Genomic DNA, 15,054 nt, shown 5'->3' on the forward strand with positions numbered 1-15,054 from the left:
TAAATCAATGTTTTTTCAACTATTAATGATATTGATGGTGGATTTTAATGTGCCAAAAATTGAAAAAATTCTGCTGTTAGCCTAAAAGTGTTGAAATGCCTGAGTTTGAGGAGACAAAACTTCATCGAACTCAGGTTAATAATATCTAAAAATAAGATATCCCCATCGTCAACTCAAACGATCTAAATGCTACTGGTGGGTGAGGGCGGGTTCGTACAAAGATTATGGTTAAATCCGCGATTGGTCGCATCAACCCGTCCCTACAGTAAAATTAAAAATAGAATACCTTGGAGTAGGCAGTGCCCACCAGCTAGGTTTCAGACACAATCTAACGTCAGTTCGGGATAAGAAGAGCCTAGAGACTGAAGTCTCTGCTCATGATGCGAAGTCCGCCTATGCGGACTGAAATATTAGTCCGCGTAGGCGGACTTCGCATCACTAGTCCTGATTTGCGGCTCGCGCTCGTCGGGAAACCCGACGGTTTAGTGAGACAGCGACTGAAATCACGCGGAGGTTCCCTCCGCATGTGTTTCAGTCAAGACAAGACACAATCGAGGGCGGTACTGAAACAGAGCAAATATCCTTGACCTGAACTGACGTTAATCTAGCTTCCAAATAATTGCATCTAAGTAGGTAGGTGCAATTATTTATAAAATAGATTGTGCCTGAAACCTAGTTGGTGGGCAGTGCCCACCAAACATGATATCTTATATTTAATTATGCCCAGCTACTTACAGAGTTAGCACTAGATTTGGGATTACTCATTCATGGACTTATAAGTAGCAACCGCTGATGGTGACTGTCCGGTGAGGTACCGGAAGATCCAATATTTGAAGACAGTATCGATGAGGACGGGGAAGGTGGCGATGAACAAGGAATTGAATTGGTTGTTTTCGGCAATACCGAGATGTCTGGCGGTACCGTGGAGGACTATTTCCCAGCCGTGCGGCGAGTGAAAGCCGACGAAGGTATCGGTGAGGAGGATGATGATAAAGGCTTTGGCGGTATCGCTGAGTCCATAGATCAGGTCGTCGATGAAGGATTTGAGGGTGGCGATCTGACGCTTGCTATGAGCGATTAACCAAGTAAAGGTAGCGATCGCGATGATGTCGGCAAACCAGTTTTTGACAGCTTCGGCACTGTGACGGTAATAGTCAACTTTGACTTCCGTGGCTTTGGCGCGGACTTTTTCCGTTAGCTCCTCGGTGGTGAGCTGTGGTATCAAGCCGACTAGTTGCTCGAATTTGATTTTTTTTTCAAACATTTCGATCTCCTCAAATGCCTCTTGTTCGAGGTTGACATTGAGGAACACATCTGCGTTGTGGTAGCTACGATAAGCATCGACGACTGGCCCGACGACGACGATTTTGGAGAGGTACTGCATCAGTAGGGGTACCAAAATCAGCAGCAGGATAAATCGCAGCGCGGTACGAGTTTTGCCCTGACTGGTGCGATAGTTTTCGAGGACTTGGATGTCGGCGTTGGGGTTGAGATCTTGCTGAATCCGCCGAAAGGTGTTGATCAGGGAGATATCGATCAGGGCTTTTTTGTCATTATTTAAGTTTTCATTGGCGCGATCGATCCGATTTTGCATCCGCATCGACTGGCGACGCCCAAGCAGAGCTGCTGGCGGTGGGATGATGTCGGCTGGTCGATCGCGATGGCGATCGGTTGTGTCCTCGATCGCCAGAAAGCTGCCCTCGCCTGGTGGTGCGATAAAATCGATCGCGCGTTCGCCGAGGCTCGCTCTTTGTAGCTCGTTATTATTAGCTTCAGGGCGATCGGCGTAGCGAGTCAAGATCTCATCGATGAAGCTGAGTTTCTCCAAGAGGCGGGCTTCGTATTCGATATCCTGAGTGTAGGGATTGATATCGTTGACCCCCTGACTGGTAAATTGTTGACTGTCAGGCGGTTGGGGATAGTTATTGCCTGTGACGGTACGACTGGCTTGAAATTCGGCTAGTCGAATCCGGGCAATGTTGAGATATTTATTGAGATCGTTTTGAAAGTAGGTAGCGACTTGGTTTTTGGCGTACGCTGCGGGAATCTGGATCTTTTCGCCCCCAAACCGCTCGTCTTCGATCGCTTTGATTTTCAAGGCGGCTTTGTAAGCTTCATCCAAGGCGCGATCGGCAGTCCGCAAAAACCATTGATTTGCGCGGAGCCAGTATTGACCGAATTTGTTCTCCATGGGGAGTAGAGGGTAGAAGAGGGTAGAGGGTAGAGGGTAGAGGGTAGAGATTTCAACTCAACATCTAAAAATGTTTTTTGGGCGGGGCACTTAACTTGTAGAGATGACACCGATCGATGTTGTTAATATTCACGTACTAAAGCAAGATGTGAGTAAATCGATCGTTGGAGCGAAAAGTGTGGTGGGTAAAGCAATTTGGATCGAGGGCGGCACGCGGAGTGGAAAGACAGATGCGCTGGTTGCTCAATTTTGGCAGTGGTTGGAGGAACGGGTTGTGCCGAAAAAACATTCACAACCAGACCGCAAAATTTTGGTGCTGGCGGGTAATGACGATAGCAAGCGAGATTTGGGCGATCGACTGGTTGCCAAGACTCATGGTAAATATCCAATTTCCGCGAAAACGACGATCGGGTTGATTCAGGATGAGGTCTTACTATTTTATCCCCTCCTGATTCAGAAATTAAACCTACCCGCTCATTTTCCCCTGAGATTGCGTCCAGAGACGGAGCAAGAGTTGGCGACAAAGTTGTGGCACCCAGCCCTAGAACGGATTAATTGGCGCGAAATTGCCCCGTCTGAGTACCGATTTGTGCGACGGGTGCTGGATTTATTGCAGTTGGCGGCTTATAGTTGTACGCCACTGGCAGATCTTCCCGCATTGCTCGTCCAGGGATTTGGAGCTGGTGCGGATCGGGAAATTTATGACTGTGTGGAGTCGTTAGCCACCGAGTGGCGAGATTGGTGTCTCGATCGCGGGTTGCTGACTTATGGCATCATGACGGAGTTGTATTGGCGGCATCTATTGCCAGATCCTGAGTATCAGCAGCGATTGCGCGATCGCTATTGGACGCTCCTCGCCGATGATGTGGATGATTATCCCGCGATCGGGCGAGAGATCTGTGAGATCCTGCTCGATGCTGGTGTGTGGTGTGCTTTTAGTTACAATCCCGACGGGATGGTGCGGCTGGGGTTGAGTGCCGATCCGGATTATTTGCGGGGGTTGAAGTCGCGCTGTGTAGGACTAACAGCCGATCGAGATCGGCAAGTTATTTATTTAGACTCGATCGCGACCAATGTATTTGCCGATCGAGGTAGGATCGCAACTAGCGTCGAGGCGATCGTCACCGCTGTCCTCAATCCTGGGACTATCCCGATCCTCCCCCAGCGGATCGAAACGATCGCCACTCGCACTCGGGGTGAAATGCTCAGGGCGACGGCACTCAGAGCGATCGAGTCGATTACCAGTGGGAAAGCGGCACCTGGCGAGATCGCCCTGATTGCGCCAGGTTTGGATGCAGTTTCTAGAGCGACGATAATTGATATTTTCGATCGGCATCAGATCCCGATTGTCTCCCTCAACGCCCAACTACCACTCAATAGCGATCCGAGCGTTCGTGCTTTACTCACCCTGATGGTGTTAACCTATCCCAATTTGGGACAGCTCACCAGTCGCGATGAGATCGCCGATCTCCTCGTCACCCTCAGCCCGATCTATCCCCCCTCGTCGCCACTGCTGACAGCGATCGATCCCGTCCGTGCGGGTTTACTTGCCGACTATTGTTACGCGCCCTCTGTATCCCAGCCGCGCCTCCTCCCATACGCCAATTTCCCGCGCTGGGATCGGCTTGGCGCAGGTACCACACAGGCTTACGATCGGATTGTGGCGTGGGTAGAGCGCGTCCAGCAGCAACAACCAGCACCGATCGATCTCTTGAATGAGGCGATCGGGTATTTTTTCCAGCAGGGTAGTTATTTACCAAGCGATCGACTCTCAGCTCTGCGAGAACTGCTCGAAACCGCGCATCACTACTGGCAAGTCGTCGCGCGCACGCATAGCCCCGCCGAATATCTCGAATCAACGCATCAGATTACCGCTCAATTTATCCTGCTGCTGCGCCAGGGGACGATCTCCGCCAATCCTTATCCTGTCAGCCAACTCCAACCCCAAGATCGCGCCGTCACCCTCTCCAATATCTTCCAATACCGCGCTAGCAAGCGATCGCACCCCTATCATTTCTGGTTGGATGTCGGATCGCCATTATGGGCTGAAGGTGGTGCAGCGACGCTCTATGGTGCCAATCTGTTGCTCAAGGCGAGTGTGGGTAAAACCTGGACGGAGGAAGACACCCAAGCTAGTGATGAGCGACGCCTCGAACGCATTCTTCGCGATCTGCTCTATCGGGCACACGATCGCATCTATCTTTGTACTAGCGATTTGGCGATCGATGGGCGCGAACAATTGGGCGCGCTGCTCCCGCTGGTGCATGGGATTGGAGCTGGTAATTATGTTGAATAGTGAATGGTGGATGGTGGATGGTGGATGGTGGTAAGAGAGGAGTTGAAATCGATCGAGTAAGTAGTAGTGTAGGGTGGGCACTGCCCACCAGCTAGGTTTCAGGCATATATTTTATAAATAATTGCATCTACCTACTTACAGAAGGAGTTGAAATCGATCGAGTCTATTTCACGAACCAGTTTAATAATGTGGCGACGATCGATAGCACAAACGATCCAGCGATCGCCGGAACGATCCCGCCAATATAAAATCCAGGTACGATCCTCGATACAAATATCAAGCACAAAACGTTGATCGCCAGTGAAGACAATCCGAGGGTGAGAATAGTCAATGGGAAGGTGAGTAACTTGAGGAGCGGACGGACAGTACTATTGACTAAGCCCAGTAATAAAGTGGCAATCATTGCTGCTGCAAAATCTCGCAGCCGAAACTGCCCTGGCAAAAAATGGTCGATAATCCGCTGTGTAATGAGGAATGCGATCGCATTGAGCACCCAGTTAATGAGTAGTTTGAGCATATAGATGATCGAAGGACGAGGCGGGGAGTGAACAAAATCTGAGCTAGTGGTGAATGTGCGATCGAGCAGTCCTACTTTTGCGATAAACTGTAAACATTAAGGATTGTAAAAATCAAGACTCAATCCCGATCGCCTTGCGTTCGCACAGCGTCGGCTTTGCCGAATCGCCGTCCAACTGTTTGCCTGAAAATATGCCTACTATTATCGCCTTAATCCTTGCTTCGATCTTAATATTCTTTCCCGATCGGGCGATTGCCGCTGGTGGAACCTCCCAGTACAAGCCATTGCTCACCTATGACAATGCCGTACTCAACGGTCAAGATTTTTCGGGACAAAATCTCCAGACAGCCGTATTTACTACCGCTAAGTTAGATGATACCAATTTTTCTGGCGCAGACCTCACGGGCGTGGTCATCAGTTCGTCAACCCTCAACCGGACAAATCTCCACGGTGCAAATGTTTCCCAAGGTTTACTGGATCAAGTTCGGTTTGTTGGTGCGGATTTGAGCGATGCTATTTTTACTGAGGCGATGATGCTGCGATCGACATTTACAGATGTCAATATTGCTGGGGCAGATTTTTCTGACGCTATTCTAGGCAAGTTTCAACAGAAGGAACTCTGCAAGATTGCCAGTGGTACCAACTCCAAAACTGGCATCGCGACACGCGACTCTCTCGCTTGTAAATAAATAGCTGCGGCGAGGATGGTGTTACCCCCCCTCAACCCCCCTTTGTGAAGGTGGGGCTTTCGGATCTCTTGCTCCCTCCCCTGCTTGGTGCAACGCATGCTGAGGTTTCCTCAGCGTGCGTTGCATCCGCTTTATAAGGGGAGGACTGGGGTGGGGTAAAGATCTCCGCAGCAACCCAAATAAAGGTTCAGTTGGTTAGAAAGTGCAATGAAACGAATTGGTGTGATTGGCGGTGGACAACTAGCCTGGATGATGGCTAGTGCCGCCCAAGAATTGGGGATAGAATTAGTCATTCAAACTCCTCATAATGATGATGTCGCCGTCAGTTTAGCGGCAGAAATCGTACTCGCAGAGGTCGATGATGTTGCCGCAACAGCAACTTTAGCGACTAAATGCGACATAATTACCTTTGAAAATGAATTTGTCGATTTAGAAGGGTTGAAAAAAATCGATGCAGTATTTCTCCCTCCCTTGACAGCCCTAGCTCCGCTCCTCGATAAATATACTCAACGCTGTTACCTGCGCGATCTGGGTTTACCCGTACCCAGTTTCACACTGTTAGAACAACCCGAATTACCGCCTGGATTTGCATTTCCCGTCGTTGTCAAAGCCAGACGCAATGGTTATGACGGACAGGGGACATTTATAGTCAAAGATGAATCTGCCCTAGCAGACCTCTACCATCGTTATCCAGACACGCCATTTTTGCTTGAGGAATTTGTCAGATTCGAGCGTGAGTTGGCCGTCATCGCTGCCAGAGGTGTCAATGGTGAAGTAATTACCTATCCGATCCTCGAAACTCAGCAGGAAGACCAAGTGTGTCGGCGGGTATTCACTCTAGACGACTTGCCAACTGAAATCGTCGCAACCTGTAACTCGATCGCATCCAAATTACTAACCAGTCTAGGCGCAGTCGGCGTATTTGGGATCGAATTATTTCTCACTGCTGACGGCAAAGTATCCGTCAACGAAATTGCCCCCCGCACGCACAATTCTGGACATCTGACGATCGAAGCTTGTGCTACATCTCAATTTAGCCAACTGATTCGGGCGGTTGCTGGTTTACCATTAGGTAGTCCCGAACTCACCTGTGGTGGTGCGGTGATGGTGAATTTATTGGGCTATGAAGATACCCACAGCGATTATGTGGATAAACGCCAGCAGATCTCATCCATCCCCAATGCTCACGTGTACTGGTATCAGAAGGAGTCGAGGATCGGACGCAAGCTCGGTCATGTGACAATCATCGTCGGCAGAGACGACGAGCGTCAAAATTATCGGTTGCAAGCCCAAGCCCTAGCACAACAGGTCGAAAAAATCTGGTATGTATAAGTAATCTGGGGAGGAGAAGATCGAAAGTTTACGAAACTTGATGTACCGCCTCAGCCAACAGAAACTTACTTATAATGCAAGAATAACTCTACCAAATAATAACTTTTACCAAGTTTTGACAAATATCGCTCGTTATTGACGACGGATGCTGGCGGCAATCTAAGTATGACGATCGTGTCATCTGCCGATCGGGTCTAAACTATTTTGCTCAGACTAAATATAATCAAACTTAACGATCGCAATATTGGAGCAATTACATCACCTATGAGCATGGAGACGCTAGAGTTTATCATCTACCCAGATGGACGAGTGCATGAAAAGGTCACTGGTGTAGTGGGTCAGTCTTGCACCGTAGTAACCGCAGCGATCGAATCCGAACTAGGTGATGTGGTCAGCCAATCACAAACTGCGGAATATTTCAACCAAAATGTCGAACCAAGTGCTGCTGTAACTACTCAAGCGACTTGGTAACTAAAACGCAGATATTTCTCAATTACCACTCATTCATCCATTACCACCCACACCTACATGTCACATTTTAGCAAGATCAAGACCAAGATTCGGAATGTAGAATCCCTCACCGCAGCACTAACCGATCTAGGGATCGAGTGGAAAACTGGTTCGCAACCAGTACGCGGCTATCAAGGTGATACTCGTACCGCTGCTGTGATTATCGAGCAGGAAAATGGCTATGATATCGGCTTTAGCAGCAACGGTAATAATGAGTATGAATTAGTTGCTGACTTGCAATTCTGGCAACAAAATTGGTCGGTCGATCGCTTTATCAGTCAAGTCACCCAGCGTTATGCTTATCATACAGTGTTGACCGAAGCCACCAAACAAGGCTTCCAAGTCGCCGAAGAACGCAACCAACAAGACGGATCGATTAAGCTCGTAGTTCAACGCTGGAATGGTTAAATTATGAATGACTTTACCCCACCGTTAGATGGTAACCAATCAGGATTTGAGCCAGAGCTAGGCGGCTTCCTGCGGGATGCGGAAGATCGATCTGGGTTCGAGCCGGAACTTGGTGGGGTATGGCGACAAAAAGGCGTATACGTGGACGAGATGACATGTATCGGTTGTCTCCACTGCGCTCATACCGCCCGGAATACATTTTATATCGAGCCAGAACATGGTAGAGCGAGGGTAGTGCGCCAAGATGGCGATCTCGAAGATACGATCCAAGAAGCGATCGATACTTGTCCGGTAAACTGCATCCAATGGGTAGATTATACCGAGTTAAAGAAATTAGAAACAGAACGTCAATATCAAGAAATTCCAATGGCTGGCTTTCCCGTAGATAGAGCCACCGTCGCCGCAAAAATGCGCCGTCGTAAACTGAATAAGGGAAAGTAGGATTTTAGATTAGATGCGAATAGTATAATTATTACAATTTGGCAGATATAATGAGTAAAGCAGCCGTTCAAATGCTTTTAAAAGAAGCCGAAAATTTAACTAGATCAGAAAAAGTAAGTAGCTAGGCGCAATTAAATATAAAACGATCGAGAAGATAATCGCCTGCTTGACTTCGAGATTCCATTCCCGCCATCACAGCCTTGGCTAAGTCATACTCGTTATCAAACATCTGTCCACAGATTTCATGGCTTTTAAGTTGATGCCACTCAGTTTCAATGGGATTCATTTCCGAACAATAGGGTGGTAAGAAAAAAATTACTAAGCCTTTTTCTTTCCAACCAGCCCATTGTTGGCGGACAAGATGACTTTTATGTAGAGGGCCATTATCTTGGACTAAGATCGTTAAACGTCCTGTTTCTGCCAATGCTTGTGCGGCTTTCTGTGCGACCCAATCCATAACTTTAATGTAGCTCTTGCCATTGAAGCCGCCTTGGGCAAGAGCATATTCAAATGATTTACCTGGCTCCCACAAACCCAGAATGCTAATCCGATTCCCATATCGCTTGTTGGTTTGCTCCATCCGCTTCTGCGCTCCTATGGGAGAATAGCTATAGCTGACTGGACTCCAGAGACAAAAACCAGCCTCATCTAGATACTTCAACTCGATAATCCCCTCTTGCACTGCCATTTTCAGTGTGTCTAAATCGGCTTGCTTGATAGCTCTTTGGATTGGATTTTGTTTTTTCCGATGACTAGTGCGGGTGCGTTTCCATCGATACTTTTTTTTGTAAGTAATCGCCGCAAACGGTCGCTGCTCAAATCAACTCCACGCTCTTGTTTCAGCTTTTTGACTAATTGAGTGCTGTTATACGTTCGAGTTTCTTGTACTAATAATTCTTCAACATACTGGAGATCTTCAGCTTGACACTTGGGTTTTGCACCTCGACCTGAATCTTCCCACAGTCCTCTTAATCCCCGTTCTTCCCATCTTCTGATGGTTTTTCTCACCGTATGTTGATGACACTCAAACATTGCTGAAATTGCTGGTGTATTCCAACCTTGAGCGTTCAATCTCAAGATATGTGCCCTGTCACGGGTTCGCTGCGGCACTGTTTGCGCCAGCCGCAGTTCTCTAAGCGTTAGGTCTTCTTCTGGAGTCAGAATGATTCGTAGAGGTGCTGGCATCACGGACTTTTTTGCAACTTATCTATCTTACATTTAATTCCGCCCACTTACTTAGAGTTAATTGATTCTTTGACAAAGCAAATAGAAAGTCAACCTGCGAAAATTGAGGAAAATAACTTAGCTGACTTTTTCCAAAGTTCCCCTCTAGTTGGAGTAGATATAGATATTACGCGCCAAGTAGATAAAGAAGCAACCTTTGGAAGCAAGACACTCAAGTGAAAATAAACTTTGTGCGAATTCAACCTCAAAGGAATTCTCAATCGATAGTTTATCTGGCATTGGCTAATTATTTGATAAGAGTATCGCGTTTCTGTTCCCACCAATTATCGTTGACTTCTATAGGTTTGCCGCTCTCAAGTCCTTCAATTAGCATTCCTTCGATTCGTTCTTTTTCTCTTTCACCGTCTAAAAGATGGCATAAATAATCATCTGTAGAACCAAATCCATTTTTTATGGTTTGACGTTCAAGGAAAGCTTGTAAGTCTTCAGGGATAGATAATGTAATTTCAACCATTTTGGCAACCTTAAAATCCTAAGTCCATCTGTGCCGCTTTAGCCGCTACTAGAATCTCCTCATCCGACTTCTCACCCCAATCAGGATCGCCGATTTCTTCGTAAAACTTCTGGTCATAAGGACGAGTGCGAACCACCACAGGCATCGGTACGGCATGTCCTAATACTAACGCTTGTTGTTTAGAATCTAACTTCGCCAACACAGACTTCAATCCCTGTGCGCCAGATACGCCTGTAAAGATGGCATCGATATCTTTTTCATCGTTAATTAACGCCGTAATCCGCGTGCCAATTTGGGACATAATCTCATTATCGATGCCCGATGGACGTTGATCGACGATTAATAATGTCACGAAAAACTTCCGCATTTCCCGCGCGATCGTGCCGAAGATGGTACTCTTGGCAATAGCGGGATCTAAGAATCGATGGGCTTCCTCGATCGTGATAATCAGCGGATAAGGTCGATCGGATTCCTGTTTACTTTGAAGATATTGTTCGGCTTTATTGACATACAGTTTATGAATCCGGCGGGTGAGCATATTTGTCACCAGCATATAGGATAATAAATCCGATTGATTGCCAAACTCAATCACGACATTTTTACCAGCACTGAGCGATTGAATTAAACTTTTGAGATTATCCTGACGGCTGATTGGGCGCAGATATTTCAGCTTTTCCAATCGCATTAATTTACGCTGTAAAGAAGAGATCGAGCCTTTATGTCCCTTTCCCGATTCACAGAAGATAGTGATATCTTCATTCGTCATCTCCAGTAGCCGACTAATCCAACTACTGCCATATTCAGCCGCTAAAATATTGGCGTTGTCTAACGCTGCATCTGATAAACCCAACTCGCGCGAAACTAATTGTAAGTCTTCGATATCGATCATCTCATAGGTGAGATAAAGATCCTGTGCGTCGCGAATACCCCTGGCGCGACTGGATTCGGGATCGAGAGTGTAGACGACTACCTCGTTGGGAAATAATTGCCGCAAACCTTTAACCGTGCGGACATTTTTGCCTTCTTGCACGGCTTCCCAGCCGTATTCAGAGTGCATGTCAAAAATTAGATTAACGGCGACTTTTTTACGAATTACGCCAGCAAGTAAGAGTCGCGTAAGAAATGATTTCCCCGTTCCCGATTTCCCAAATACCCCATTACTCCGCTCGACAAACTTCTTGAGATCCAAGCATACCGGAACATCCATATCCAATGGTTGCCCGATCGAGAAATTCTTGCGCGTCGGATCGTCTTCCCAACCAAATACCGATCGAAAGTCGTTCTCATTGGCATCAAATACCTGGCTGAAGTGACTGGGAACCGTCTTGACTGGTAAAAGCTCCCATTCCATGTTTGTCTGGGCTTCAAAGGACGCTAGGACGGCTTTACCAGTTTCAGCTTTGGCTTTTTTACCCTTACCATTCCCATTTAGACTCGCACCGCTACTGACAATCGGTGGAATCTGACTGAATTTATTGAGCATCAACATCGGCGACAGATTTACCGTTCCATAGGTACCACTTCCCGACAAAACATCCAGCAAAAAGTCATCTTCGGGATGCGGTGGATTGACTAAAATGCGATCGCTCGATGTCCCCAAACAAACATCTGTTAACAGGCAAAAGAAGTCATACTGTCGTCCCCGCACCACCAAAAATTTGCCCACCCGCATATCTTCCACAGAGATATCTGGATGCAGTCTTACTTCCAAGCCACCAGTGAGCGAACCTTCTATTACTGAGCCGAGGGGTTTATTCATGAGCTGGTAAATACTAAATACGGATGCACCGATGCCCTCACCGCTGAAGATTTGACGGGTTGGATGTTATTTTTAATATTAATAGCACAAATTTACCATCATTTTCCGATCGATAAATCTATTAACCGATCGCAGCATGTCCGAAAGCTAACCCTGCAACTAACATGCCTAATACTAGAAAAGGTTGGGCACTAGCCTGATACTTAACATCATTTTCCAGCGGATTGCGTAAGAAATACATATCTTGAAACGTAATCTGAGGTACGATCAGCAACAATAAAATTGCGGCATATAAATTTTGATCGATGGTTATCAGATAGACAGCAATACCTGCTTGAAAAATGTCAATCATCAACACGCAAATCCATGCAGATTTGTCAATCCCGAACATGACGGGGAGTGACTTCAAGCCAAACTGTTTGTCACCTTCGACACTCTTAAAATCATTGACGATCGCGATGCCCAAGCCCGCTAAACTATAGAATAGCGTCATGATAACGATCGTCCAATTGAGCGTCCCAAATAAGGCATGCCCAGCCCACCAAGGTAAAGCGATATAACTTGCGCCCAGCGCATAAGTGCCCAACCACCCATTTTGTTTTAACTTGAGTGGTGGAGCTGAATAAATATAAGCCACAAATGCACCGCCGATCGCCAAACAAGTCATCACGGGAAATTCATGATTCACCGCTCGATCGAGAATATAAGCAACCCCAATCCCGCCAAATAATAAGACAAAAATTTGAACTACTACCTGAGATCCCGAAATTGCCCCCGACGGAATCGGACGATAAGGCTCATTGACTGCATCGATCTCGCGATCGTACCACTCATTCACCACCTGAGTATAACCAGTGAGTAATGGCCCCGACATCAACATACACAATGCCGCTTTGAGCACATTCTCGATCGTCCACGTATACTCACCCGAAGATGCCGCACCGCAGACAACCCCCCACATCAGCGGAATCCAAGTAATCGGCTTCATCAACTGCAACCGAATTTTCCAAATTGAAGCCGCTTCCGTCGAAGCACCCTTCATCCCCAACATTTGACGTGTCTTGGCACTCTTAGCTTCGACTGGCTCGACTGGTAGTTCGCTCATAATAAATATAAAATCGCTATGTTTAGGCTCGGCACTAGTAGTAAGCTCTAACCTAGAGTGTATAGTTACCATAGCTCTCAGTCAAATTCTAGGCTTTAGACTGTAGGTATTAGGCTTTAGGCTTTAGGTTTCTCGCGATTCACCATCCACCATCCACCTATTCACTGACCAAAAACTCTAGATAACTAGCGGTCAAATCTTTAACAGCTAAGTCAAAAAATTGTTTGCCATGTTCGGGGGTAGCGAGACTGGGATCGGAACCCATGCGTCCATCGGGATAACGGCGGCGAAAATCTGCCGCGCCGAGAATTTTGTACTCTGGTGACTGATGGGGAGCCAAGGTGCCAGATTTGATAAATTCGGGATAGAGATACTGTGTCAAGGCTACTTCTGATGGTGTCGCGTGAGATCCCTCGCGATCGCCGTATAATTCTTTGGCGAGACGATAGACACTTCCCGACATGAACCAGTTGGCTGTCTGACACTCGATCCGCTCGAAATTAGGCACATTTAAGTCTGCTAAGTGAGCGTAAGTTTCTGCATAGGCGGCTTTGAGCGTAGCAATATTGCCCCCATGACCGTTAATAAAAAAGAACTTGGTAAAACCCGATCGCGCCAAGCAGGTAAGATAGTCGCGGATGACGAGGATCAGCGTACTCGGACGCAGACTCATCGTACCTGGAAAACCCGTATGATGCAGTGCCATCCCCACGTTGATGGTTGGTGCGACTAGCGACTGAGTAGCCGTCCCGACAGCAATGGCGATCGCTTCCGCGCAAATAGCATCCGTACCAATTAATCCAGTTGGCCCATGTTGTTCTGTCGAACCGATTGGTATAATTATGCCAGTAGATTTTTGGAGGTGGAGTTCGACTTCTGTCCAAGTACTCAGATGTAAACGCATAACAGTCCGCGATCGGCAAGAGGGGATACTAGCCATTTTAGGTGGTTATTTAGCGTTGGGTACAACTGAGTCATCAGCACGTAATACTACAATGAGAAACGTTTCCCACTCCACCGTTGATGACTGGAGTACTGAAATCGACGCGATCGCCTGCCCATCAGATAGTGTAGTTAATCAAAATGTTTATTCCCCGCTCTCATCCTGTACTCTTTGTTTGTGGGAGCGGCTCGTACCACCGCCTAGCAGCGGTGCGCGCTAAATCGGTTACTTATTTCATTCGTTAGTTATGATGATGCTCGCACCAAACATGTCCAATCACGCTGTTATCCAGAAACTAGGCACTGTCAAAAATCGTATTTTAATAGTAGAAGATGAGGAATCGATTAGGGAATTGCTAGTGATGGGATTGGAGGAAGAAGGCTATGAAGTAGTTGCTGTGGCTGATGGGCACACCGCGCTCACTCAGTGTCAAACACAAGCTAACCAACTTCAGGATTTCCCGTTCGATTTGATTATCCTCGATTTGATGCTACCTAAAGTTAGCGGTCTGGATTTGTGCCGATTTTTGCGATATCAAGGCAATCACGTCCCGATTTTGATTGTGAGTGCCAAAACCACCGAGACAGATCGGGTATTGGGCTTAGAAGTCGGTGCGGATGACTACATTAGCAAGCCCTTTAGTATGCGAGAATTGGTGGCACGCTGCCGCGCGCTCCTCCGTCGCCATCGATTGAATACCGCCACTGATACCCCTGTCATCCATTTTCAAGACATCACCCTCTATCCTGAAGAGTACCGCGTGTCGGTACGTGGACTCGGTGTCAATCTCTCGCCGCGTGAGTTTAGGTTGTTGGAGCTATTTATGCAGCATCCCCGTCGAGTGTGGGCGCGAGAACAACTGCTCGATCGCGTTTGGGGGATCGACTTTATCGGCGATCAAAAAACTGTTGATGTCCACATTCGGTGGTTGCGTGAAAAGCTCGAAGTCGATCCCAGTCAGCCGCAGTACATTACTACTGTGCGCGGTTTTGGTTATCGGTTTGGATGAAAGTTGACAGTTGATAGTTGACAGCGGCTTGCGCCCTGGAGGTTCCCTCCAGATTGAGCAAGACAAGACAGCGGCTTGCGCCCTGGAGGTTCCCTCCAGATTGAGCAAGACAAGACAGCGGCTTGCGCCCTGGAGGTTCCCTCCAGATTGAGCAA

General features: G+C 47.3%; 15 protein-coding genes and 1 pseudogene. 8 read left to right on the top strand and 8 right to left on the bottom strand.

Annotation, left to right across the window (positions count from 1 at the left end):
- Positions 1-757: 757 nt before the first annotated feature.
- Entirely contained in the window at positions 758-2,191 is a 1,434-nt protein-coding gene (locus ACEW9I_RS21805) for a proton extrusion protein PcxA (protein ID WP_373542425.1), read from the bottom strand.
- Between the two features lie 103 nt (positions 2,192-2,294).
- On the opposite strand from ACEW9I_RS21805, the gene ACEW9I_RS21810 reads away from it, so the two are divergent.
- Complete coding sequence (locus ACEW9I_RS21810; RefSeq protein WP_373542426.1) at positions 2,295-4,487, top strand: recombinase family protein; 2,193 nt, start codon at positions 2,295-2,297, stop codon at positions 4,485-4,487.
- 163 nt (positions 4,488-4,650) lie between these two features.
- Here ACEW9I_RS21810 and ACEW9I_RS21815 read toward each other — a convergent pair whose 3' ends face one another.
- Complete coding sequence (locus ACEW9I_RS21815) at positions 4,651-5,004, bottom strand: phage holin family protein (RefSeq protein ID WP_373542427.1); 354 nt, start codon at positions 5,002-5,004, stop codon at positions 4,651-4,653.
- A gap of 191 nt (positions 5,005-5,195) precedes the next feature.
- Between ACEW9I_RS21815 and ACEW9I_RS21820 the strand changes: the two genes are divergently transcribed.
- The 5 genes from ACEW9I_RS21820 (at position 5,196) to ACEW9I_RS21840 (ending at position 8,384) form a co-directional block, all read left to right on the top strand.
- Entirely contained in the window at positions 5,196-5,693 is a 498-nt protein-coding gene (locus tag ACEW9I_RS21820; RefSeq protein WP_373542428.1) for a pentapeptide repeat-containing protein, read from the top strand.
- A 207-nt stretch (positions 5,694-5,900) separates the two neighbouring features.
- Positions 5,901-7,025 (top strand): 5-(carboxyamino)imidazole ribonucleotide synthase, encoded by a 1,125-nt coding sequence (locus tag ACEW9I_RS21825; protein WP_373542429.1) that lies wholly within the window; start codon positions 5,901-5,903, stop codon positions 7,023-7,025.
- A 264-nt stretch (positions 7,026-7,289) separates the two neighbouring features.
- Positions 7,290-7,496, top strand: a complete 207-nt coding sequence (locus tag ACEW9I_RS21830) for a DUF2997 domain-containing protein (protein ID WP_373542430.1) — start codon at positions 7,290-7,292, stop codon at positions 7,494-7,496.
- 57 nt (positions 7,497-7,553) lie between these two features.
- A complete protein-coding gene (locus ACEW9I_RS21835) occupies positions 7,554-7,943 on the top strand; it encodes a DUF1257 domain-containing protein (protein WP_373542431.1) in 390 nt (129 codons plus the stop codon).
- A gap of 3 nt (positions 7,944-7,946) precedes the next feature.
- Positions 7,947-8,384: a ferredoxin gene (locus ACEW9I_RS21840; RefSeq protein WP_373542432.1), complete on the top strand. Its 438-nt coding sequence runs from the start codon at positions 7,947-7,949 to the stop codon at positions 8,382-8,384.
- Positions 8,385-8,505: 121 nt separating this feature from the next.
- On the opposite strand, the pseudogene ACEW9I_RS21845 reads toward ACEW9I_RS21840, so the two are convergent.
- The 5 genes and pseudogenes from ACEW9I_RS21845 to ACEW9I_RS21865 form a co-directional block, all read right to left on the bottom strand.
- Positions 8,506-9,569, bottom strand: a pseudogene (locus tag ACEW9I_RS21845) (IS630 family transposase).
- A gap of 286 nt (positions 9,570-9,855) precedes the next feature.
- Positions 9,856-10,083: a type II toxin-antitoxin system ParD family antitoxin gene (locus tag ACEW9I_RS21850; protein ID WP_373542433.1), complete on the bottom strand. Its 228-nt coding sequence runs from the start codon at positions 10,081-10,083 to the stop codon at positions 9,856-9,858.
- A 10-nt stretch (positions 10,084-10,093) separates the two neighbouring features.
- Positions 10,094-11,842: a helicase HerA domain-containing protein gene (locus tag ACEW9I_RS21855; protein WP_373542434.1), complete on the bottom strand. Its 1,749-nt coding sequence runs from the start codon at positions 11,840-11,842 to the stop codon at positions 10,094-10,096.
- A gap of 121 nt (positions 11,843-11,963) precedes the next feature.
- Positions 11,964-12,947, bottom strand: a complete 984-nt coding sequence (chlG, locus tag ACEW9I_RS21860) for a chlorophyll synthase ChlG (protein ID WP_373542435.1) — start codon at positions 12,945-12,947, stop codon at positions 11,964-11,966.
- 157 nt (positions 12,948-13,104) lie between these two features.
- Positions 13,105-13,851: a creatininase family protein gene (locus ACEW9I_RS21865; RefSeq protein ID WP_373542436.1), complete on the bottom strand. Its 747-nt coding sequence runs from the start codon at positions 13,849-13,851 to the stop codon at positions 13,105-13,107.
- Between the two features lie 91 nt (positions 13,852-13,942).
- On the opposite strand from ACEW9I_RS21865, the gene ACEW9I_RS21870 reads away from it, so the two are divergent.
- The gene (locus ACEW9I_RS21870) at positions 13,943-14,110 is read left to right on the top strand and encodes a hypothetical protein (protein ID WP_373542437.1); all 168 of its coding nucleotides are present in this window, start codon (positions 13,943-13,945) and stop codon (positions 14,108-14,110) included.
- A gap of 48 nt (positions 14,111-14,158) precedes the next feature.
- The gene (locus ACEW9I_RS21875; protein ID WP_373542438.1) at positions 14,159-14,899 is read left to right on the top strand and encodes a winged helix-turn-helix domain-containing protein; all 741 of its coding nucleotides are present in this window, start codon (positions 14,159-14,161) and stop codon (positions 14,897-14,899) included.
- Here the strand turns inward: ACEW9I_RS21875 and ACEW9I_RS21880 are convergent.
- Positions 14,865-15,054, bottom strand: a 190-nt coding sequence (locus ACEW9I_RS21880; protein ID WP_373542439.1) for a hypothetical protein, incomplete at its 5' end; no start/stop codon positions are given. The genes ACEW9I_RS21875 and ACEW9I_RS21880 overlap by 35 nt on opposite strands.

This window comes from Chamaesiphon sp., from assembly GCF_041738855.1.
Lineage (GTDB): Bacteria > Cyanobacteriota > Cyanobacteriia > Cyanobacteriales > Chamaesiphonaceae > Chamaesiphon.